Raw genomic sequence first — 22883 nt, 5'->3', positions numbered from 1 at the left:
CTGGATGTGCGGCATCACCGATGCTGGCGATCATCCGCCATGCTGACCGACGCAGCCTGCGGCTGGTATTGCGCAACGCAGTCTCTGCCCTCTGCTTTCGCCGTGTAGAGCGCCTCGTCCGCCCTTTTCAGAAGCTCCGCTCCCGGCAGCTGGCTTCGCCGGGTTGTGGTCGCCACACCGACGCTGATGGTGACATAGCCTTTCTCGCCCGCAGAATGCTGCAGGTTGAGCGCAGCCACAGCCTGCCTGATCACGTCGCCGCGCGCAGCCGCGCCATCGGCGGACGTATTCGGCAAGATCACCGCAAACTCTTCGCCGCCATAACGCGCAGATAGATCACCCGGCCGGCGCAGGCATTTGGAGATGGCTGCCGCGACCTCCTTGAGACAACGGTCACCCTCGGGATGCCCGTAAACATCGTTGAACGCCTTGAACCGATCGACATCGATGAACAGCATGCTGAGATCGGAGCCATCGCGATAGCTTTGCCTGCTTTCCCGCTCTACCAGCCTGTTGAACTCCCGTCGGTTGTTGAGCCCGGTGAGCTCGTCCGTCGTCGCCAGCCTCGAAAGCTGGTCGTTCGCCGCTTCCAGCTGAGCCTCCACTGTCTTGCGCTTGGCTATGTTGCGCATGGTGAAGACATAGCCGCTGTCATCGGTCATCCGACGGCCGTTGACCTCGACCCATAAGATCGTGCCATCGCGGTGGCGCACACGATACTGCTCGCTGGCGCCCTTGGCCGACGTCCGGATCTCTTCGAGAAAGCTCGCGACAACGCGCTGGTCTTCCTTGAGCACCAGGTTCTTCGGATCCTGGCCCACCAGTTCGTCAGGCTCATACCCGAGCATCTCGCGCGATGCGCCGGAAACAAACGTCCGTTTTCCCGAATTATCGACGGTGGTGATCATGTCTGCCGTGTTGTCCGCAAGCAGCCTGAAGCGCCGTTCGCTTTCGATGGTCTTCTGTTCGGCCTCGTGTGCCAGCGACAGCTTGTCGGCACTCTTGTTCAAGCTGGTCGCCAGGCCGCGGAACTCCATGGCCTGCCACCGCTCCATCGAAACCGGTGTCGAGAAATCGCCATCACCGATTCGCTCCGACATTTGCGCCAACCGCCTGATCGGCCTGAGCTGCGTCCAGTAGGCGATGGTCGTCGCAAGCGCGATGGCAACGAGAAAGGCCGACAGCGAGAAAATCAGTGCCCACAGCGATCTGCTTTTCACCTCGGAGAAAGCCTCCTGTTCGGGAAACCCACGCGCGAGTGCCAGCGAACTGCCGGTGGCATCCGAAACAGGTGCGAAGCCGAAAAAGCGCGGGACGTCGTCGAATCCGACCGAAAATGTCGTCCCTCCTTCAGGATGCAGCGCAACACCACGAATAAGGGGATGGTTAGGGAACGGCGTCCCGAAAGCGGCGATGTTCGGCCACCTGACGAGCACCCGCTCGCTTGCCGTGTCGATCAGCGCAACGGTATGGTTGGTGTTGCCCGCGATCGCTTTTGCAACCTCCTGGAAAACGTCGAGATTGAGCGATCCGAACACGGAAATTTCCTGCCCGCTGGCAGTATTCGGCAGGCGCATGGCGACCGCGACGGTCGGCTTCTTGCTCACCGGACCGACCATGAACCGGCCGACGACAAGATCATCCGCACGGGCTTTGAGCATTCGCACGGCAAGGTCATGGTCACCGAAGAGGCCGGTTGCCGCCAGCTTGTTGTGGCACACGATATTGCCGGCTGCATCGATCAATCCCATTGTCACGAACATCGGCTGGCTTGCCAGAACCTTCTGCATGAAGCCATCGCAACGCGAACGATCCTGGATTTGCAGCGGCGGCATTCCACGCAAGGTACCAAGCACGACCTTTGCATCCAGGAATACGCGCGAGAACTTGGCAGCGCCGAGCTGAGCATCATAGGTCACGGTGGCGCGCGCATCGCGGTCTGCCTCGGCGTAGGAATAGGCAATCCCGGCGCCGATCAACCCGGCAAACGGAAGAATCGCCGCAGAAATAAGTGCGATCATGCGTGAGCGTACACCCATGTTGTGAAGCACGATCATTTCTCTCTCCGTCGGAAACTGCGCCGGGTCATCCAATCGAGCTGCAATATCACGCGGCCATTAACAGATGAACAAGTGCTGATATACGGTTTCTGACGGGTCAGTTCCTCTATGCGTTCCGTTTCATGGCAAACTGGCACGAAAACATCATCGGAAACGGACGCCCTTTTGCGCCCCACGGCGCCTCCTGCTAACTCCTCTGCAGCGCCAGATGTGCTCCGAGCCCGACCAGCATCGCCCCACCGGCACGCTGAACCAGCCGCTGCGCCGAACGCGATTGCCGCAGCCTCGAGACGATGGCGCCCGCCAGCATCACGCAGACCACGTCGGCAGACGAAAAGGTGAAATTGACGATCGTGCCGAGCAGCACGAACTGCAGCCACACCGGAAAGCCGGCCGACGGATCGATGAACTGCGGCAGGAAGGCGAGGAAGAAGATCGCCGTCTTCGGGTTCAGCACCTCGATCGAGATGCTCTCGATGAACGCCCGCCGCCCGGATTTCGGATCGACGGCGGCAAGCTGCGGTTCCCCCTGCCCCTTCGCGCGAAACAGCGAAATGCCGAGCCAGACCAGATAGGCAGCACCGACAAGCTTGACCGCCATGTAGAGCACCGGCACCGCATGGAAGATGATCGACAGGCCAGCAGCCGCAGCGATCACATGCACATAGCAGCCGACATGGATCCCGAGCGTCGCCATCAACCCTGCCCGCCGCCCACGCGCCAGGGTCTGCGCCGCGGCGTAAAGCATCGCCGGACCCGGAATATAGGCGAACAGGGTGGTGGTGATGAAGAAGGTGATCAAAAGCTCGGTCGATGGCATTGCGTCGTCCTCTGTGGGGCAGTGCAGCCGTGGCGAGAGCCGGACGCACGCTGGAGCATAGATCGGTGCGCTGTCCTTTGCCATGGCTCCGCTCATTTCTCGATCGATGGCAGACAGCGTGTCAGCGGCAGGCAAAAGCCCCACAAAAAAGCCCTGGGATGCATCACGCAGCCCAGGGCCCAATGTCAATCGATCGGCCGTTTGTTACCGCGGCAGAACCGTCGAACCCATCAGCGCCTCGTCGATGGCGCGCGCTGCCTGACGTCCCTCGCGGATCGCCCAGACCACCAGCGACTGGCCGCGACGCACGTCGCCCGCCGTCCAGAACTTGTCGACCGAGGTCTTGTAGTCGCGGTCGTTGGCAACGACGTTGGTCGAGCCACGGCGGTCGGTGTTCAGCGTCAGCTTGCCGTCGAGCTCCTTCAGCACGCTGTCTGTGAACGGGCCGCTGAAGCCGATGGCGATGAAGGCGAGGTCGGCCTTGATGATGAACTCGGTGCCGGCAATCGGCTTGCGGCGTTCATCGACTTCGCAGCACTTCACGCCTGTCAGCACGCCGTCTTCGCCGACGAACTCAAGCGTTGCCACCTGGAACTCGCGAACGGCACCTTCGGCCTGCGACGACGAGGTCCGCATCTTGGTCGCCCAGAACGGCCAGACCGCAAGCTTGTCTTCCTTCTCCGGCGGCTGCGGGCGAATGTCGAGCTGGGTGACCTTTACGGCACCCTGACGGAACGCCGTACCGACGCAGTCCGACGCGGTATCGCCACCGCCGACGACGACGACATGCTTGGCACCGGCGAGGATCGGGTCCGACGCCCAGCCGACGCTGTCGATGTTTTCGCGGCCGACGCGCTTGTTCTGCTGCACCAGGTAAGGCATCGCATCGTGAACGCCAGCGAAATCGAAGCCCGGAATGCCGGCTTCGCGCGGCGTCTCGGAACCGCCGCAATAGAGCACGGCATCATGATCGGCGAGCAGCTGCTCGACCTTCATGTCGACGCCGATATTGACGCCATAATGGAAGGTGACGCCTTCACCGGAGATCTGCTCGACGCGGCGATCGATGAAGTTCTTCTCCATCTTGAAGTCGGGAATGCCATAGCGCAGCAGGCCGCCGGCCTTGCTTTCGCGCTCGAAGACATGGACTTCGTGACCGGCGCGGCCAAGCTGCTGGGCCGCCGCCATGCCTGATGGACCGGAGCCGATGACTGCCACCTTCTTGCCGGTGCGAACGGCTGCCGGCTGCGGCCGGATGAAGCCGAGCTCATAGGCCTTGTCGGCAATCGCCTGCTCGACGGTCTTGATGGCGACGGGCGCATCCTCGAGGTTCAGCGTGCACGCCTCCTCGCAAGGGGCCGGGCAGACGCGACCGGTGAACTCGGGGAAATTGTTGGTGGAATGCAGGTTCTGGATCGCTGCTTCCCAGTTGTTGTTGTAGACCAGATCGTTCCAGTCGGGGATCTGGTTGTGCACAGGACAGCCGGTCGGGCCATGGCAATAGGGGATGCCACAGTCCATGCAGCGCGCGGCCTGTTTCTGCACTTCCGGGTCCGACATCGGGATCGTGAATTCACGGAAATGCCGGATACGATCCGACGCCGGCTGATACTTCGCAACCTGCCGGTCGATTTCCAGAAATCCTGTTACCTTACCCATACTGCTGTCTTCCCTCAAAGTCATGACCGCCTCTTTCGTCAGCGCAGCCAGTTCAACCTATGTCCCATTTCGGCGTCTCAACCGGCCAAGTTTCGTTTTCCCATTCAACGAATGGATTGAACCTTGCCCACAATTCTTCCCTGGCATGCTCTTCCGCAGGGTGGATTGAGATTGTGCCGTCTCGTTCCTGACGGACCGTAACCTCTTCGCCTATCAGGAAAATCTCTTCCGGAATGACAATCATCCGAACACCGTCTTCCCGAATAACTCTGCTCTGCAAGCTTTTCGAAACTGGTCCCATCGGCGCCTCCAATATTGAGTTCTACCCATATCACAAGGCGCCGATTGTCAGCTACTCCGCAGCGATCCCCATCCGGGCCCGCTCCATGTCCTCGAGCGCACGGCGGTATTCGACCGGCATGACCTTGCGGAACTTCGGGCGGTACTCGACCCAGTTGTCCAGGATCTGCTTGGCACGGGTGGATTCCGTGTAGTGCAGATGGTTGGAGATCAGCTGGTAGAGGCGTTCCTCGTCATGGCGGGTCATGTCACCGGAGACGTCGACGCGTCCCTTGTGCGCAAGATCGCCGCCGTGATGATGCAGCTTCTCCATCATGTCGTCCTCTTCCGGAACCGGCTCAAGCTCGACCATCGCCATGTTGCAGCGCTTGGCGAAATCGCCGCTCTCGTCGAGAACATAGGCCACGCCGCCCGACATGCCGGCTGCGAAGTTGCGGCCGGTTTCACCCAGCACGACAACAACGCCGCCCGTCATGTATTCGCAGCCGTGGTCGCCCACGCCTTCGACGATGGCGATCGCACCGGAGTTGCGCACCGCGAAGCGCTCGCCCGCAACACCGCGGAAGTAGCACTCGCCTTCGGTCGCACCGTAGAGAACGGTGTTGCCGACGATGATGGAGTCTTCGGCGAGAATCTTCGAGTTTTCAGGCGGGCGGATGATGATCTTGCCGCCCGAGAGACCCTTGCCGACATAGTCGTTGCCGTCGCCGATCAGCTTGAAGGTGATGCCGCGCGCGAGAAATGCTGCGAACGACTGGCCCGCCGTGCCGCGAAGCGTCACATTGATCGTGTCTTCCTTCAGGCCGCGGTGGTTGTAGCGCTTGGCGACTTCGCCGGAGAGCATCGCACCGGCAGACCGGTCGACGTTCTTGATGGCGACGTCGAACGACACCGGTGTCTTCGATGTCAGCGCCGGCATCGCCTCTGCGATCATCTTGCGGTCGAGAATGTCGTCGATCGGGTGCTTCTGGCGCGTCGTCCAGTAGGTCTCTTCCTTCGGCGCTTCGACCTTGTGGAAGATGCGGCTGAAATCGAGGCCCTTGGACTTCCAGTGCGCCAGCATTTCATCTTTCTCGAGCAGCTCCGAAGCGCCGATGATCTCGTCGAACTTGGTGAAGCCGAGCGAGGCCAGGATTTCGCGCACTTCGTTGGCGACGAAGAAGAAGTAGTTGATGACGTGCTCGGGCGTGCCCTTGAAGCGCTTGCGCAGAACCGGGTCCTGCGTGGCGACGCCGACCGGGCAGGTGTTCAGATGGCACTTGCGCATCATGATGCAGCCGGCCGCAATCACAGGTGCCGTCGCAAAGCCGAATTCGTCGGCACCGAGAAGCGCGCCGATGATGACGTCGCGGCCGGTCTTCAGGCCACCATCGACCTGCAGCGCGATGCGCGAGCGCAGGCCGTTCAGCACCAGCGTCTGCTGGGTCTCGGCAAGGCCGATTTCCCATGGCGAGCCGGCATGCTTCAGCGAGGTCAGCGGCGATGCGCCGGTGCCGCCGTCGAAGCCGGAGACGGTGATGTGGTCGGCGCGCGCCTTGGCAACGCCGGCAGCAACCGTGCCGACGCCGACTTCCGAGACCAGCTTGACCGAGACATCGGCGGTCGGGTTGACGTTCTTCAGGTCGTAGATCAGCTGCGCCAGATCTTCGATCGAATAGATGTCATGGTGCGGCGGCGGCGAGATCAGGCCGACGCCCGGCGTCGAGTGGCGGGTCTTGGCGACGGTCGCATCGACCTTGTGGCCGGGCAGCTGGCCGCCCTCGCCGGGCTTGGCACCCTGCGCCACCTTGATCTGCAGCATGTCGGCATTGACGAGATATTCGGTGGTCACGCCGAAGCGCCCCGAAGCGATCTGCTTGATCGCCGAACGTTCCGGGTTCATCGAACCGTCAGCCAGCGGCATGTAGCGGTCGGACTCTTCGCCGCCCTCGCCGGTGTTGGACTTGCCGCCGATCCGGTTCATCGCGATCGCCAGCGTCGTATGCGCCTCTCTTGAGATCGAGCCGAACGACATGGCACCCGTCGAGAAGCGCTTAACGATATCGACCGCCGGCTCGACGTCATCGACAGAAACCGGCGTGCGGCCGAGCTGTTCGGCGCTCTTGATGTTGAACAGGCCGCGGATGGTGTTCATCCGCAGCGCTGACGTGTTCACCATCTCGGCGAACTCGCGGTAGCGGTCCTCGGAGTTGCCGCGAACGGCGTGCTGCAGCGTGGCCACCGCATCCGGCGTCCAGGCATGGCTTTCGCCGCGCATGCGGTAGGCATATTCGCCACCGATATCGAGCGTGTTCGCCAACAGCGGATCCTTGCCGAAGGCGGACGTGTGGCGGGCGACGGTCTCCTCGGCGATTGCCGCGAGATCGACACCTTCGATCATCGTTGCCGTGCCGAAGAAATACTTGTCGACCAGCTGCTGCTGCAGGCCGATCGCATCGAAGATCTGGCCGCCGCAATAGGACTGATAGGTCGAGATACCCATCTTCGACATCACCTTGAGGATGCCCTTGCCGACCGCCTTGATGTAGCGGTAGACAACCTCAGACGCATCCACTTCCTTCGGGAATTCGCCGCGCATGTGCATGTCGGTCAGCGTGTCGAAGGCAAGGTATGGGTTGATGGCCTCAGCGCCGTATCCGGCCAGAAGACAGAAGTGGTGCACCTCGCGCGGCTCGCCGGTTTCGACGACGAGGCCGACCGATGTGCGCAGACCCTTGCGGATCAGGTGATGGTGCACGGCAGCGGTGGCCAGCAGCGCCGGGATGGCGATGCGGTCAGGCCCGACCTGACGGTCCGACAGCACGATGATGTTGTAGCCGCCCTTGACCGCCGCTTCGGCGCGCTCGCAGAGACGGTCGAGCATCTCGGGCATGCCTTCGGCGCCACGCTCGACATCATAGGTGAAGTCGAGCGTCTTGGTGTCGAAACGGTCTTCCGTATGGCCGATCGAGCGGATCTTTTCGAGATCGCCATTGGTAAGGATCGGCTGACGCACTTCCAGCCGCTTGGCGTTGGCAGCGCCCTCATGGTCGAGCAGGTTCGGCCGCGGTCCGATGAAGGAGACGAGGCTCATGACAAGCTCTTCGCGGATCGGATCGATCGGCGGGTTGGTGACCTGCGCGAAGTTCTGCTTGAAGTAGGTGTACAGCAGCTTCGACTTCTCGGACATCGCCGAGATCGGCGTATCGGTGCCCATCGAGCCCACGGCTTCCTGGCCCGTCGTCGCCATCGGCGACATCAGGATCCGGGTGTCTTCGGTCGTGTAGCCGAATGCCTGCTGGCGGTTCAGAAGCGACACGTCGCGACGAAGCGCGCGCGGCTCGACCGGCTTCAGGTCTTCGAGGATCAACTGCGTGCGGTTCAGCCAGCTGCGGTAAGGATGCTTGGTGGCCAGCTCGGACTTAACTTCCTCGTCGGAAACGATCCGACCCTTTTCCATGTCGATCAACAGCATCTTGCCCGGCTGCAGGCGCCACTTCTTGATGATGCTCTCTTCCGGCACCGGCAGCGTGCCGGCTTCGGATGCGAGGATGACGCGGTCGTCGTTGGTGACGAGATAGCGGGCCGGACGCAAACCGTTGCGGTCGAGCGTCGCGCCGATCTGCTTGCCATCGGTAAAAGCAACGGCGGCGGGGCCGTCCCACGGCTCCATCAGCGCTGCATGGTATTCGTAGAACGCCTTGCGCTCGGCCGCCATCGACTGGTTGCCGGCCCAGGCTTCCGGGATCAGCATCATCACGGCATGCGCCATGGAATAGCCGCCGCGCACGAGGAACTCGAGCGCGTTGTCGAAACAGGCCGTATCAGACTGGCCTTCATAGGAGATCGGCCACAGCTTGGAGATATCCTCCCCAAACAGCGGAGAGGACACAGACGCCTGACGCGCCGCCATCCAGTTGACGTTGGAGCGCAGCGTGTTGATTTCGCCGTTATGGGCGACCATGCGATACGGGTGCGCCAGCTTCCACGACGGGAAGGTGTTGGTCGAGAAGCGCTGGTGCACCAGGGCAACCGCACTTTCGAAGCGCGGATCGGCCAGGTCCTTGTAATAGGCGCCGACCTGATAGGCCAAGAACATGCCCTTGTAGACGATCGTCGCCGACGACAGCGACACCGGATAGAAGTGGCTCTCCTCGCCGTCGAATTCGTCGTAGATACGATTGGAGATCACCTTGCGCAGCGTGAACAGGCGGCGTTCGAATTCATCGTTCGTCGCGGCGTCTTCGCCGGCGCCGATGAAGATCTGACAGTGATGCGGTTCGGTCGCGGCAATCTCGGGCGCCTTCGACAGCGAAGAGTTGTCGACCGGCACGTCGCGGAAACCGAGCAGAACCTGGCCTTCCTCGGTGACGACGTCCTTCATCACCTTCTTGAAATGCTCGATCTGCTTTTCGTCGCGCGGCATGAAGATATGGCCGACACCATATTCGCCGGCCTTCGGCAGGGTGACGCCCTGCTTGGCCATTTCCTCGCGGAAGAAGCGATCGGGGATCTGCACCAGAATACCGGCACCATCGCCCATCAGCGGATCGGCGCCGACGGCACCGCGGTGCGTCAGGTTCTCGAGAATGAACAGACCGTCGCGCACGATCTGGTGCGACTTCTGGCCCTTCATATGGGCGACGAAGCCGACGCCGCAGGCATCATGCTCGTTGCGCGGATCGTAGAGGCCCTGTTTGGCCGGCAGACCGGAGAAGGGTTTGCGCGTATTGGCCACCGCGCGCGCGTCTGCTGCTGCGAACTGGTCGATACCCGTGGATGGCGTGTTCTTCGTCATCGTTTTCCCTCCTGTCAGAGCCCGCGGCTTGCGGGCGGCTCTTCGTCGCACACCGTCCCTGATCGTAGGTCCGGCGCGTGACAGCACTGTTGCATTATCGAAGATCCGGTCGCCGGCGGCAGTCTCTCCCTCGGGGAAACCAGCCGTTGCGCTCCGCGCCTGCCATGCATTCCGTGCGGGAATAATTTTCCGCGCGTCATGAACTATAGCGTGAAACCCAACAAGTGTAAGGTTTTTTGGCGCCTCTTCGGCCGTAGCGGCCAAAATAGGACAGCAACCCTGTCCTAATTCATCAGTTCTATGCCAGAAACCTGACGGCTTCGCAAGAGCCGGGAATTAAAAAAATGATAAGGCGCGACGGAAGATTGCCGAATTGGCCGAACTCGCGACATAAAATTACGCCAATGCGTATTATATTGATTGTTGATTGCTGAATTCAATTTTTGTGATGGGTTGCGCCTCAATTGCTTGATCCAGTGAAGCTTTGGATTAAGCTCCCGATCCGAACCCGCCTTACCCCTTTCCCCTAGGTTTTCTCCATGTTTTTTGCTTCCGACAACTGGGCTGGCGCCCATCGTTCCATTGCCGAAAGGCTGCTGCAGGAATCCACAGGTTTTGCCGCCGCCTATGGCACCAGCGATCTCGATCGCCGTGTCGAGGCCCGCTTTGCCGAAATCTTCGAGCGCGACGTCTCCGTGTTCTTCGTCGCCACCGGCACCGCCGCCAATTCGCTGTCGCTGGCGAGCGTCCAGCGCCCCGGCGGCATCACCTTCTGTCATTCGGAGGCCCACGTCATCGAAGACGAATGCGGCGCGCCCGATTTCTTCAGCCAGGCCCGCCTTGCCGCCGTCGAGGGCGACGCCGGCAAGATCGATCCGGCCGGGCTGGTAAAGCGGATCGCAGGCTTCCCTGAAAACGCCGTGCATCACGGCCGCGCCACCGCAGTGACGATCACCCAGGCAACCGAGATCGGTACCGTCTACTCGCTGGACGAAATCGACGCCATCTCGGCGATCGCCAAGGCGAACAAGCTGCCGCTCCACATGGACGGCGCCCGCTTCGCCAATGCGCTGGTGGCGCTCGGTGCCACGCCTGCCGAAATGACCTGGAAGCGCGGCGTCGACATCCTCTCCTTCGGCGGCACCAAGAATGGCTGCTGGTGCGCGGAGGCAATCGTCTTCTTCAACCCGGAGCAGGCAAAGGAAATGCCGTTCATCCGCAAGCGCGCCGCCCAGCTCTTCTCCAAGTCGCGCTTCATCGCCGCCCAGTTCGATGCCTATCTGGAAAACGATCTCTGGCTCGGCCTCGCCCGCCACGCAAACGCCATGGCCGACCGCATGCGCGCCGGCATCGGCGCCAGCAATTCCGCCCGCCTTGCCTGGCCGACCACCTCCAACGAGGTCTTCGCGGTGATCCCGAAGGCTGCGGCCAAGACGGCGGAAGACAAGGGCGCGAAATTCTACGAATGGCCGGTACCGGCAGCAAGACCCGAACTGGTCGGCGCCGACGAAACCTTGATCCGCCTCGTCACCAGCTTTGCCACCGAAGCGGCCGACGTCGATGGCTTCCTCGCCTGCCTCGCATCCTGACACGGAAACGACATCGGCCCGCCAATCCTGAGATTGCCGGGCCGCATATCATCGCGTCGCCGCTGAGGGCAAAGCGTTGTCGCGTCACATCGCGTTCATCTCGCCGACGCTCATCGGCATCATGTTGGCGTTCAGGTGGTACATCACCCAGATGGTGCCGATGATCGTGATGCCGACGATGATCGCCGTGAAGATGAAGGCGAGCAGCGTCCAGCCGTCCTCGGAACGGCTGTTGACATGCAGGAAGCAGACGACGTGAACGACGATCTGCACCATCGCGAAGACGAAGATCGTCGCAGCGGTGGCCGTGGCGCTTTCGAGAGCCCCCGACATGACAAGCCAGAACGGAATGACGGTGAGGATGATCGAAAGGATCGACCCGACCCAGATGCTGCTCGCGCTGCCATGAGCCGAGGCGCCGGAATGATGTGCGGTCAACGGAGTGCTCCAAACAGGTAGACGAAGGTAAAGACGCCGATCCAGATGATGTCGAGGAAGTGCCAGAACATCGACAGGCACATCAGCCGGCGCTTGTTGTCATCGGTCAGCCCGCGTTGCGCGACCTGGACCAGCAGGGTGACCAGCCAGACCAGCCCGAACAGCACGTGCAGGCCGTGGGTGCCGACAAGCGTGAAGAAGGCCGACAGGAAGGCGCTGCGCTGCGGCGTGGCACCTTCGGCGATCAGCGTGGCGAACTCGTAGAGTTCGACGCTGAGGAAGGCCAGACCGAGCAGACCGGTGATCGCCAGGAGCACCCATGTCCGCTGGCGGTTACCCGCATCCAGCGCCCGCATGCCGATGGAAAGCACGATCGACGACGCCAGCAGGAAGCCGGTGTTGAGCGCCACCAGCGGCAGCTCGAACAGATGCTGCGGCGCCGGCCCACCCGCATAATTGCGGCTGAGCACGCCATAGACGGCAAACAGCGAGGCGAAGATCAGCGCATCGCTCATCAGGTAGATCCAGAAGCCGAGCATCGTGGCGCCGCCACTGTGCTGATGCGCCTCTTCGGGAAGGTGGTAGACGCGCCCGGCGTCCTTGTTGACGAGTTGAATGGTCATGTCAGGCCCTCACTTCCGACGCCTGCATGCGCTTGCCTTCGGCAAGGGCAATCGTTTCGGCCGGGATGAAATAGTCGCGGCTGTAGTTGAAGGTGTGGGCGATCTGGACCACCAGGATGCCCGCGAAACTGATCGCGGCCAGCCACCACATGTACCAGATCATGCCGAAGCCGAGCGTTACGGCCAAAGCCGATACAATCAGGCCGGTTGCCGTGTTGCGGGGCATGTGAACAGGGCGGAAGCCGTCCGTCGGACGCTTGTAGCCGTGAGCCTTCATGTCGTGCCAGGCGTCCAGTTCGTAGACGACGGGCGTGATCGCGAAGTTGTAGGCCGGCGGCGGCGACGAGGTGGACCATTCCAGTGTCCGCGCATCCCAGGGATCGCCGGTGACGTCGCGCAGCTTGTCACGCTTCACGATGCCCATGACGATGGCCATGACGAAGCCAAGAACGCCGATCAGGATGATCACCGCACCGATCAGGGCGATCACGAAATAGGGCTGCAGCGTAGGATCGTCGAAGTGGTTGACACGACGGGTGGTGCCCATCAGGCCGACGATATAGATCGGCGTCCAGGCAACCCAGTAGCCGATGACCCAGCCCCAGAAGGCAACCTTGCCCCAGAACTCGTCCATCTTGAAGCCGAAGGCCTTCGGGAACCAGTAGGTCATGCCGGCAAACAGCCCGAACACGACACCGCCAATGATGGTGTTGTGGAAATGCGCCACCAGGAACAGCGAGTTGTGCAGCACGAAGTCGGCTGCCGGAACAGCCAGAAGCACACCCGTCATGCCGCCGACCACGAAGGTCAGCATGAAGGCGACGACCCACATCATCGGCAGTTCGAAGCGGATTTCGCCACGGAACATCGTGAACAGCCAGTTGAACACCTTCGCCCCGGTCGGAATGGCGATCACCATCGTGGCGATCCCGAAGAAGGCATTGACGCTCGCACCCGACCCCATGGTGAAATAGTGGTGCAGCCAGACGAGGTAGGACAGGATGGTGATGACGACAGTGGCGTAGACCATCGACGAATAACCGAACAGGCGCTTGCCGGTGAAGGTCGAGGTGATCTCGGAATAGATGCCGAAGGCCGGCAGCACGAGAACATAGACCTCGGGGTGACCCCACATCCACACCATGTTCCAGTAGAGCATGGCGTTGCCGCCGAGATCGTTGATGAAGAAGGCGGTGCCGAGATAGCGATCGAGAAGCAGCAGGAAGAATGCCGCGGTCAGTGCCGGGAAGATGGCGACGGCCAGCACGTTGCTGCACAGTGCCGTCCAGGTGAAGACCGGCATCTTCATCATCGTCATGCCGGGAGCGCGCATCTTGACGACCGTCGCGACCATGTTGACCGCCGATAGCGTCGTGCCGATGCCGGCGATTTCGAGCGACCACAGATAATAATCGACGCCGGAATCGGGACTGTAGGCAGTCTCCGCCAGCGGCGCGTAGGAGAGCCAGCCGGTGCGTGCGAACTCGCCGACGAACAGCGAGATCATCACCAGCACCGCACCCGCGACCGTCAGCCAGAAGCTGAGATTGTTGAGATAGGGGAAGGCGACGTCGCGCGCGCCGATCTGCAGCGGCATCACGAAGTTGACGATGCCGACGACCAGCGGGATCGCCACGAAGAAGATCATGATCGTCCCGTGGGCGGTAAAGATCTGGTCGTAGTGGCTCGAATGCAGGAAGCCCTCATTGCCCCCGAAGGCAACCGCCTGCTGCAGTCGCATCATCACCGCATCCGAGAAACCGCGCAGCAGCATGATGATGCCGAGCACGATGTACATGATGCCGATCTTCTTGTGATCGACACTGGTGAACCACTCCTTCCACAGGTAGCCCCAGAGGCGGAAGTAGGTGAGTGCGGCAACGACGATCAGGCCGAGCGCGGCAACTGCGATGAAGGTGCCGACCAGGATCGGCTCGTGGATCGGCAGTGAATCGAGCGTCAGCCGCCCGAACACCATCTTTGTGAGGTTAAAGTCTTCCATTGGAGCCCTGCGATTCCGGCGCGCTGGGCGCGCCAATGTTAGAAAGGTCACGATTGATCGCGCGGTCGGGAGCGGTCTCGTTGAACGCACTGTCCGGTAAGGTTCGGCAGATGTTCGAGGACGGCAGCGCCATCAGACCGCCGTTGTCGCGATCCATGGCGCGATCCTTGCGCATGACGTCCGCGATGCAGGGCGAGCCGGCCACGACGCAGCGGTTGGCAACCCTGTCGAAGAGTTCGAAGGCAACGGCGGAGAAATGCATCACCGGCACTTTTTCGCTGGGTTCCTCCAGGGCCTGATATCGTGCTGTCGATAGCGTCTCGCCCGAGGCCTTTACCCCCGCGGCCCATTGATCGAACCCTGCCTTGTCGAGGCCGTGCAGCTGGAAGCGCATGTCGGAATAGCCGCGGCCGGTGTAATTGCCCGAATAGCCCCAGCTATCGCCCGGCGCGTTGAGCACGGCATGCAGCACCGATTTCATGCCCGGCATCGCATAGATCATGCCTGCCAGCGTCGGTATCGAGAGCGTGTTGAACTGGCTTGTGGACGTGATGGTGAAACGCACGGGGACATCGACCGGCAGGGCCAACTCGTTGACCGTCGCGATGCCTTGTTCGGGGTAGATGAACAGCCACTTCCAATCCATGGATACGACCTGGATGTCGAGCGGCTTGGTGTCCTTGGAAAGCGGCTTATCGGCGGAAATCCGGTCGAGTGGCCGGAACGGATCGAGGCTGTGGGTGGTGACCCAGGTGACCACGCCGAGACATGCGATGATCAGCAACGGTATCGACCAGACCACCAGTTCGATCGGCGTCGAATGGGTGAAGGTCGGATCGTACCGCTCCGGCGCTCGGCCCTTGCGGTATCGGAACGCGAAGACCACGATCATGGTCAGCACCGGAATGACGACGATGAGCATCAATCCGAGCGCGACAAGAATGAGGTTACGCTCCTGAAGAGCGATGTCCCCCGTTGGGCTCATCACCACCATCTTGCAACCGCTGAGGAAAAGCAGCGCAAGGGGTGCGACAAACCGGCGAAAGTTTCGAGATATGAATGTTTTCTGGCGCATCCGCGGAAGCTATGTTGCGCCCGGTGCGGCAGCTTTGACATAGATCAAACTTCCCGGGTCGTGCAGGCCGATTTGGCTGCGACATTTTGTAAGGAAGATAATATCTTGGCCGCTGTGCCCGCGGTCATGGCGATAACGCGTGAGCCTGCACGGTGATCCGCCGCTTAATCCAGCAGATCACCGTTGCAAAAGACGCCTTGTGATTCTCCGAAGAGGCTAGTTCTGGTGCAGCATGACGGCCGATGGCGGCGCGCCACTATCTGTCGTCGATGCGTCGTGGCCACTGACGACAATCAGCATCACGCAGGCAACCAGCCCGGAAACGAAGAGTGCTCCATATATCATCGGTCCGTTCTCCCGTTTGCCCCGAACTCGACCTTGAGCAAGAGCTAAACTAGGAGCTTGAGGTAACCAGAAACCTAAGCGACAGGGTTGAGGCATTGTTAAAATGCCGCGCAGCGGATTAACCAAGCGGCAAGCAAACCGGATTTGCATGGCATCACCGGCGCTCAGCCCGACCGCAGGCTGCGGACCTTGGCCAGGATATCGTCCGACAGCGCCGAGACCAGCGTCTGGTCCGCCCCCTTGCGCGGCACCAGCACGAACTCGACATCCTCGAGCACCGGCAGCTTGCCCTTGCCGATCTCCCTGAGCCCCGATGGCGCCATGCTGCGCGGCTGCACCAGCACGCCCATGCCGGCCCGCGCCGCCGCCGTCAGCCCGCTGAGGCTGCCGCAGGTGCAGACGATCCGCCAGGCGATCTGCTGCCGCCCAAGCGCCTCCAGCGAAATGCTGCGGGTAACGCTCGGCGGCGGAAAAGCGATCAGCGGCAGCGGCGTGATGCTCAATATATGCTCCGGATCGCGCGCCAGCCACACCAGCGGCTCGCGATAGACCAGCCGCCCGCGCGCATCCCCCAACCGCCGCTTCGCCAGCACCAGATCGATCTCGCCATTGTCCTGCATCTCATAAAGCGTGCCCGACAGCGCCACCGTCAGCTCCAGATCGACCGACGGATGCGAGCGCACGAAATCCTCGAGCACCGCCGGCAACTGGCTGGTGACGAAATCCTCCGATACGCCGAGCCTCAGACTGCCGCGCAGGCTGTGCCCGGTGAACAGCGACTGCACCTGCCCCTCGATCGACAGCATGGCGCGGGCATGCGAGAGCAGCGCCTCGCCATCGGTCGTCAGCACCACCTTGTGCGTATCGCGCGCCAGCAAGCGCCGCCCGACCGATGTCTCCAGCCGCTGGATGTGCTGGCTGACAGTCGATTGCCCCAGCCCCAGCCGCTCGGCGGCAAGCGTGAAGCTGCCCATCTGCTCGACGGCCACGAAACTGCGCAATTGGGTCAGATCCAGCATCGTCATCCCGTTTCGTGATAACTGTTATTTCTTGCATCCAGTATCATAATGGAAGAAACAGGATTGATCCATCCTTAGCCGAGTAAAGCCCAGAGCCGGGCAAAGCCCACAAAACCGGGTTAAGCCCCCAAAGTCGAGTTGAACCAATGCGCCGCTTCCTGCCCGACACCTTCACCATCCTGCTCGTCTGCACGGTCATCCTGGCCTCGCTGCTGCCGGCGAGCGGCGCCTTTGCCGGTTACTTCGGCATTGCCACCACGCTCGCCATCGCGCTGCTGTTCTTCCTGCACGGCGCAAGGCTGTCGCGCGACGTGGTGATCGCCGGCCTGCTGCACTGGCGGCTGCATCTGGTGATCCTGCTCACCACCTTCGGCATCTTCCCGCTGCTCGGCATGGGCCTCGGCTTCCTGCCCGACTCGATCCTGCCGCATCCGCTCTACCTCGGCATTCTCTTCCTCTGCGTCCTGCCGTCCACGGTACAGTCCTCGATCGCCTTCACCTCGATGGCCGGCGGCAACGTGCCGGCAGCGATCTGCTCGGCCTCTGCGTCCAACATCTTCGGCATGTTCCTGACGCCGCTGCTCGTCGGCCTGCTGTTTTCGGTCGGCGGCCATGGCGGCTTTTCCTGGAATGCGCTGCTGCAGATCTTCACCCAGCTGCTGCTGCCCTTCATCCTCGGCCAGATCCTGCAGCCGTGGATCGGCGACTGGATCCGCGCCAAGAAGAAGCTCCTGATGCCGGTTGATCGCGGCTCGATCCTGATGGTCGTCTATCTCGCCTTCAGCACCGCCGTCGTCGAGGGCCTGTGGCACACTTTCTCGATCTCCGATATCGCCGTGGTCATCGTCGCCGACATGGTGCTGCTCGCCGTGGTCCTCTGCATCACCACCTTCGGCAGCCGCCTGCTCGGCTTCAACGAGGCCGACCAGATCACCATCACCTTCTGCGGCTCGAAGAAGAGCCTCGCCAGCGGCGTCCCGATGGCCAACGTCATCTTCGCCGGCCAGGCGATCGGCGCCATCGTTCTGCCGCTGATGCTGTTCCACCAGATCCAGCTGATGGTCTGCGCCGTCATCGCCCAGAAATACGCCGCCGCCCACAAGCGCCGCGTCACCAACGCCGAAGTCGAACAGGCCGCCAACCCGGCCTGAGCAGGCGCCCCCGGCCTGATCGACACCAGAGCAACAGACAACAAAAAGGCGGCGCCCGTATCGAGCGCCGCCTTCGGCATTATCCCAATAGGGATCGGTTAGTTGGTGATCTGGGCCTCGATCGACTTCGGTGCGCTCACCGGCTCGGCGGCGATCGAAATCTTGCGTGGCTTCATGGCTTCGGGAATGCTGCGAAGCAGGTCGATATGGAGCAGACCGTTCTTCAGCGACGCAGCTGTCACCTCGACGTGGTCGGCAAGCTGGAAGCGACGTTCGAAGGTGCGCTTGGCAATGCCGCGGTAGAGGAATTCGCTGCCTTCCGCATTGTCTTCGCTCTTCTCGCCCTTGACGGTCAAAGCGTGGGCCTGTGCCTCGATCGAGATTTCGGTTTCGTCGAAACCGGCAACGGCCATGGTGATGCGGTAGGTGTTCTCACCGGTGCGCTCGATATTGTAGGGCGGATAGGTCTGGCCCTGGTCGGGCTGGCCCAGGCTGTCGAGCATGGTGAACAGGCGGTCGAAACCGACCGTGGAGCGATAGAGCGGGGAAAAATCGACGTGACGCATGGTGTCCTCCTGAGGAAGCGACTGATTGCGATAGATTGCCCTGAAACCCCTTGATCGGCAGCTTCGGGACGGTTCTGCGGACCCGTTCTGGCGTCCGCTACCATGAGATGGTGATAGGGTTTTCGGACTTCAAGACCCTGCGAATATACCCGGATTAACCACCGTGAACCCGGTATGAACGCCCGGTTCGGCATCCGTTCAGACGCGCTGCATTAGAGATTGCGTCATCGGGTTACACTGGCTCGATGGCTGGGGAGTATCGTCCCTTCGTCTCCAGCCCGATCTCCGGCCGGCATTGCGCTCCCCTCAGGTCCCGCATGCCGGCCACTTTTTTCGAGGCGATCACCGTCCCGCTTTTTTCTTTGATTTGACAGGCCGATCGCCTATCCGCTTTACTTCATTCCGAATCCGCCTGAAGGACACGCGCGAACTGCTATGGACCAGGTTCTGTTTTCGACACCCGGCAATCCGGTTCCGGAAAACCGCACGGAAGGTTTCTTCGAAACCCATGACGGCCTGCAATTGCGCTACGCCGTGTTCCGCTCCAGCGCTCCGGTGGCCAAGGGCACGGTGGTGCTGCTTCATGGCCGCAACGAATTCATCGAGAAATACTACGAGACCATCCGCGACCTGACCGACAAGGGTCTCTGGGTCGCGACCTTCGATCTGCGCGGTCAGGGCAATTCGGCCCGCATGCTGAAGAAGCGCCACTACGGCCATGTCCGCCGCTTCATCGATTACGAGCACGACCTCGATACCTTCCTCGAAAAGATCGTGCTGCCCGACACCCGCCTGCCCTTCTACATGCTGGCGCATTCGACCGGCGCATTGATCGCGCTGTCGGCCGCGCCCTATCTCACCACCCGCATCGAGCGCATGGTGCTGACCGCACCCTTCATCGGCCTGGCCGGCCAGGCAGCCTCTCCAGGCACCATCAGGCGCCTTGCCACCATTGCCTGCTCGCTGGGTTTGGGCTCGATGCCATTGTCGGGCAAGCTCCGCGAAAAGCCGTTCCGCGACAATCCGCTGACCTCGGATGAAGTCCGTTTCGAACGCAACGTGGCGATATCGGCCGCATATCCGGAACTCTCGCTCGGCCCCCCGACGGCGCGCTGGCTGTTTGAATCCTTCCGCACCATCGAGCGCGTGACGTCGCCGAACCACCTGTTCTCGATCACCATACCGACCGTGGTGATCGCGCCGACGCGCGACACCATCGTGCCCTATATCGCCCAGGAACGCCTTTCCCGCTATTTCCGCGCCGGCCAGCTGGTGCCGATCAACGGCGCCCGCCACGAGGTGCTGCAGGAGCGCGACGTCTACCGTAAGGCCGCACTTGCAGCCTTCCACGCCTTCATTCCCGGGGCCGATGCCGAGGTGGCCGAGGAGTTGGAAGGCTTCGGCACCTGAACAACCCCTCCGTGCAGGTATCGGGCAATTGCTGCGCTGCAGTTTCAATCTGGCGTAGGCGCTGAATTTTTGATCACATTTTGCGACAAAAATGTAACGCAGCGTTTGAATTTTTTACGATTGTAAGATAATAGTTACTCACTTTTTCGATAAGGGCTGAACTAATCACATAGGGGGCACCTGGCGTTGAGGGCGCAATACGTAATGGGACGATCCCTCTTCGGGATCATGATTGTAGGCTTGGCTGCGACGGGGTGCACGACGGCACCGAAGACCACCGGCAGCATACAGACGACAAAACGTCTGCAGACGGGCGCACCTGGAAAGGTGACCTACAACTACACGACCGAGGATCGCTCCTGCCTGAAGCGGGCGATGTATTTCGAATCACAGCATTCCGACCACGATGGCTACATGGCTGTCGGCAGCGTCGTGATGAACCGGCTGACATCGCCGGCCTACCCCAAATCGATCTGCGGCGTCGTCGCCCAGGCAAAGCAGTTTGCCCCCGGCGTCATGACCCGCGAAGTGAAGTCCGCAGCCGAGCCCGATCTCGATGCTGCAGCCGACGCACTTCTGAAGGGCGAGCGCAACAAGGACGTCAGGGAAGCCATGTTCTTCCACACGGACGGCCTGAAATTCCCCTACGACAACATGCATTATGTAGCGGTCGCCGGCGGCAATGCTTTCTATGAAAAGCGCGGCCCCGACGGCGAGTTGCAGACCCCCTCGCCGCTTCCGGCCTACGAAGTCGCGATGAACTACATGCCGACGCACGGTGACATGTCTGCGCAGTTCGAGTTGCTCGTGCCGCCGGTTGCTCCGGTGCCGACGCCGATGCCGATGGTCGAAGGCGTGGTCAACACCCAGTTCGAAGAGCCCGCGGCACCAACGGCAGTTGAGGCGCCACAGGCAGCAGCCGAAGCCGATGTCTTCACCATCCCGACGGCAGTGGCCGTTCCGATGCCGCGCCCGGCATCCTTTGACAATGCCCGCATGCGCGGCGGCATTGAAACGCAATGGCGCGCATCGCCGAGCGGAGACGACCGATCGACGCATTGTAGTCGGTCCTGAGCCTCTCGAGCGAGGCGATGAAGGGCTTGTCGATGGTCTGGTTCAGATCGCCGTCGGCCATCGACTGCAGGCCGTCGCCCAGTTCCCTGACCGCACGCACACGCTCGCTGACGTCGCTTGCAAACTTGACGACCTTGAACACCTTGCCGTTCATGTCGAAGATCGGATTGTAGGAGGCCTGGATGAACACCTTGCGGCCGCCCTTGCCGATGCGCGTGAATTCGTCGGCCGCAAACTTGCCGGCGCCGAGGTTGCGCCAGAATTCCCGATACTCCGCGCTACCGGCATATTGCGCATCGCAGAACATCGAATGGTGCTTGCCGCGGATTTCCTCCAGCGTGTAGCCGAGCGTCTTCAGAAAATTCTCGTTGGCGGTCAGGATGTGCCCGTCCGGCGTGAACTCGATGGTCGCCTGCGCCCGCGACAATGCATCCAGCTTGCCGGCGTCTTCGGCGCTCTTCAGCTTCGTCTCCGTGATGACAGTGGCGAACTTGACGACCTTGTAGGGCGTCGAACCCTTGAACACAGGATTGTAGGAGGCTTCGATCCAGACCTCGCGACCACCCTTGCCGATCCGCTTGTACTGCCGGCGATCGAATTCGCCCTTGCCCAGCTGCTTCCAGAACGTCGCATATTCCGCGCTCTTTGCCTCCGCGGGCTCGACGAACATGCTGTGATGCCGGCCGATGATCTCTTCGAGCCGATAGCCCAGGGCCTGACAGAAATTCTCGTTGGCAAACAGGATCTTGCCGGTAAGATCAAATTCGATGACGGCCTGCGAGCGGCTCACGGCATCGAGGACGGCTTTGGCGCCACGGCTACCGGAAGAAAAAAACTGCATTGTGACTTGCCCTAAACTGAGAAACGGGATGCCGACGAGGCAAAGAATCCGAAATGGACGTTTCGGCGGCAAGATTTGCAGCGAAACGTTTCCCGTCCATTAACAATCAGCCCATGCGCGAATAGTAACGTCATGTAATGGCAAATTTACTACTAAATATAAATTTTAAATATGCTTAAATTTGCAACGCAACCCGTAGATACATATTGCCCGGTCAAGACTGCCGAGAAGCTCGCAATACGCCAATTGCGGGCGCCTTCAGCAACCGCCGTCTACTGGTTCAAAAGAGCCATCGCTGCGTCATAGACCGCCCGGCTGCCGGCCGCGATGATCGAGCCGCCATTCTCCGGTCGCCCGCCGTCCCAGGTCGTGATGATCCCGCCGGCTTTCTCGATCACCGGAATGATGCCGCCGACATCGTAAGGCTTCAGATTGTTCTCGATGACGAGATCGATATGGCCGGCCGCCAACAGCGCATAGGCATAGCAATCCGTACCATAGCGGAAGAGCCGGACCTTGCTTTCGACACTCTGGTATCTCGGCAATTCGTCCTCGCCAAAGATATGCGGCGACGTGGTGAACAGGATGGCATCGGAAAGCGCCCCGCAGTCGCGCACCTTCAGCGTCCGTTCGCCCTCGGGGCCGGTGTAGAACGATCCGCTTTCGTCGGCGAAATAGCGCTCGCCGGTAAACGGCTGCTCGATCATCCCCATGATCGCCCTGCCATTCTTCTGCAGGCCGATCAGCGTGCCCCAGACCGGCACGCCGGAGATGAAGGCACGCGTGCCGTCGATCGGATCGATCACCCAGACATATTCGCGGTCGAGCCCGATATTGCCATGCTCCTCGCCGAGAATGCCGTGCTCGGGGAAATGCGCCTCGATCAGCGTCCGGATCGCAGCTTCAGCCGCCCGGTCGCCTTCGGTCACCGGATCGAACCCGCCCGCAAGCTTGTTCGTGACGCTGACGCCCGAACGAAAACGCGGCAGCGTCTCGGCCTTGGCAGCTTCGGCAAGGCGATTGAAGAACGAGCGATCGGGGAACATGGGCAAAATCCGTTTGATAGCGGTCGGTGGCGCTTTTCATAGCCGAAACCGGGCCCGTTGCAAACGCAAGCGGCAGTTTTTAGCCGGC

17 protein-coding genes and 1 pseudogene are annotated in these 22883 nt (G+C 61.4%); 4 read left to right on the top strand and 14 right to left on the bottom strand.

Going from position 1 to position 22883, the window contains the following annotated elements; translation table 11 throughout:
• Window positions 1-14: 14 nt before the first annotated feature.
• The 5 genes from GVL52_RS17285 to gltB all read right to left on the bottom strand — a co-directional run bounded on the left by GVL52_RS17285 (window position 15) and on the right by gltB (window position 9616).
• Entirely contained in the window at window positions 15-2057 is a 2043-nt protein-coding gene (locus GVL52_RS17285) for a diguanylate cyclase (RefSeq protein WP_160009309.1), read from the bottom strand.
• Between the two features lie 190 nt (window positions 2058-2247).
• The gene (locus GVL52_RS17280; RefSeq protein ID WP_160009307.1) at window positions 2248-2880 is read right to left on the bottom strand and encodes a LysE family translocator; all 633 of its coding nucleotides are present in this window, start codon (window positions 2878-2880) and stop codon (window positions 2248-2250) included.
• Between the two features lie 204 nt (window positions 2881-3084).
• Window positions 3085-4539 carry a glutamate synthase subunit beta gene (locus GVL52_RS17275; protein WP_160009305.1) on the bottom strand — a complete coding sequence of 485 codons (1455 nt, stop codon included), beginning with the start codon at window positions 4537-4539 and terminating at the stop codon, window positions 3085-3087.
• Between the two features lie 52 nt (window positions 4540-4591).
• A complete protein-coding gene (locus GVL52_RS17270) occupies window positions 4592-4840 on the bottom strand; it encodes a hypothetical protein (RefSeq protein WP_160009303.1) in 249 nt (82 codons plus the stop codon).
• Between the two features lie 51 nt (window positions 4841-4891).
• Entirely contained in the window at window positions 4892-9616 is a 4725-nt protein-coding gene (gltB, locus tag GVL52_RS17265) for a glutamate synthase large subunit (RefSeq protein ID WP_160009301.1), read from the bottom strand.
• Window positions 9617-10155: 539 nt separating this feature from the next.
• On the opposite strand from gltB, the gene GVL52_RS17260 reads away from it, so the two are divergent.
• Window positions 10156-11205 (top strand): low specificity L-threonine aldolase, encoded by a 1050-nt coding sequence (locus GVL52_RS17260; RefSeq protein WP_160009299.1) that lies wholly within the window; start codon window positions 10156-10158, stop codon window positions 11203-11205.
• 84 nt (window positions 11206-11289) lie between these two features.
• Here the strand turns inward: GVL52_RS17260 and cyoD are convergent, their stop codons facing one another.
• The 6 genes from cyoD to GVL52_RS17235 form a co-directional block, all read right to left on the bottom strand.
• Window positions 11290-11643: a cytochrome o ubiquinol oxidase subunit IV gene (gene cyoD, locus GVL52_RS17255; protein ID WP_244619215.1), complete on the bottom strand. Its 354-nt coding sequence runs from the start codon at window positions 11641-11643 to the stop codon at window positions 11290-11292.
• The gene (gene cyoC / locus GVL52_RS17250) at window positions 11640-12266 is read right to left on the bottom strand and encodes a cytochrome o ubiquinol oxidase subunit III (RefSeq protein ID WP_160009297.1); all 627 of its coding nucleotides are present in this window, start codon (window positions 12264-12266) and stop codon (window positions 11640-11642) included. The genes cyoD and cyoC overlap by 4 nt, the downstream gene beginning before the upstream one ends.
• A gap of 1 nt (window position 12267) precedes the next feature.
• Window positions 12268-14268, bottom strand: coding sequence for a cytochrome o ubiquinol oxidase subunit I (gene cyoB, locus GVL52_RS17245; protein ID WP_160009295.1), 2001 nt, complete (start codon window positions 14266-14268; stop codon window positions 12268-12270).
• Window positions 14255-15343 carry a ubiquinol oxidase subunit II gene (gene cyoA, locus GVL52_RS17240; RefSeq protein ID WP_160009293.1) on the bottom strand — a complete coding sequence of 363 codons (1089 nt, stop codon included), beginning with the start codon at window positions 15341-15343 and terminating at the stop codon, window positions 14255-14257. The genes cyoB and cyoA overlap by 14 nt, the downstream gene beginning before the upstream one ends.
• Window positions 15344-15559: 216 nt before the next feature.
• Complete coding sequence (locus GVL52_RS31195) at window positions 15560-15688, bottom strand: hypothetical protein (protein ID WP_280179109.1); 129 nt, start codon at window positions 15686-15688, stop codon at window positions 15560-15562.
• Between the two features lie 164 nt (window positions 15689-15852).
• Window positions 15853-16707, bottom strand: coding sequence for a LysR family transcriptional regulator (locus tag GVL52_RS17235; protein ID WP_160009291.1), 855 nt, complete (start codon window positions 16705-16707; stop codon window positions 15853-15855).
• Window positions 16708-16853: 146 nt separating this feature from the next.
• Between GVL52_RS17235 and GVL52_RS17230 the strand changes: the two genes are divergently transcribed.
• Window positions 16854-17858 carry a bile acid:sodium symporter family protein gene (locus GVL52_RS17230; protein ID WP_160009289.1) on the top strand — a complete coding sequence of 335 codons (1005 nt, stop codon included), beginning with the start codon at window positions 16854-16856 and terminating at the stop codon, window positions 17856-17858.
• A 98-nt stretch (window positions 17859-17956) separates the two neighbouring features.
• On the opposite strand, the gene GVL52_RS17225 is transcribed toward GVL52_RS17230, so the two are convergent.
• Window positions 17957-18424, bottom strand: a complete 468-nt coding sequence (locus GVL52_RS17225) for an Hsp20 family protein (protein ID WP_160009287.1) — start codon at window positions 18422-18424, stop codon at window positions 17957-17959.
• Between the two features lie 435 nt (window positions 18425-18859).
• Here GVL52_RS17225 and GVL52_RS17220 point away from each other — a divergent pair, with 435 nt between their 5' ends.
• Together GVL52_RS17220 and GVL52_RS30930 are read left to right on the top strand one after the other, a co-directional pair.
• Complete coding sequence (locus tag GVL52_RS17220; RefSeq protein ID WP_160009285.1) at window positions 18860-19834, top strand: alpha/beta fold hydrolase; 975 nt, start codon at window positions 18860-18862, stop codon at window positions 19832-19834.
• 186 nt (window positions 19835-20020) lie between these two features.
• Window positions 20021-20908 carry a cell wall hydrolase gene (locus GVL52_RS30930; protein WP_160009283.1) on the top strand — a complete coding sequence of 296 codons (888 nt, stop codon included), beginning with the start codon at window positions 20021-20023 and terminating at the stop codon, window positions 20906-20908.
• Here the strand turns inward: GVL52_RS30930 and GVL52_RS17210 are convergent.
• Window positions 20850-21749, bottom strand: a pseudogene (locus GVL52_RS17210) (PAS domain S-box protein); the annotation flags it as partial. The gene GVL52_RS30930 and the pseudogene GVL52_RS17210 sit on opposite strands and share 59 nt — an antisense overlap.
• Window positions 21750-22021: 272 nt before the next feature.
• Complete coding sequence (gene hisN, locus GVL52_RS17205) at window positions 22022-22795, bottom strand: histidinol-phosphatase (RefSeq protein ID WP_160009279.1); 774 nt, start codon at window positions 22793-22795, stop codon at window positions 22022-22024.
• Between the last annotated feature and the right edge of the window lie 88 nt (window positions 22796-22883).

Source organism: Rhizobium sp. 18055, from assembly GCF_902706285.1.
Classification (GTDB): domain Bacteria; phylum Pseudomonadota; class Alphaproteobacteria; order Rhizobiales; family Rhizobiaceae; genus Rhizobium.
The sequence above is the reverse complement of the archived record's forward strand: the minus strand, read 5'-3'. Positions and strand labels throughout refer to the sequence as shown.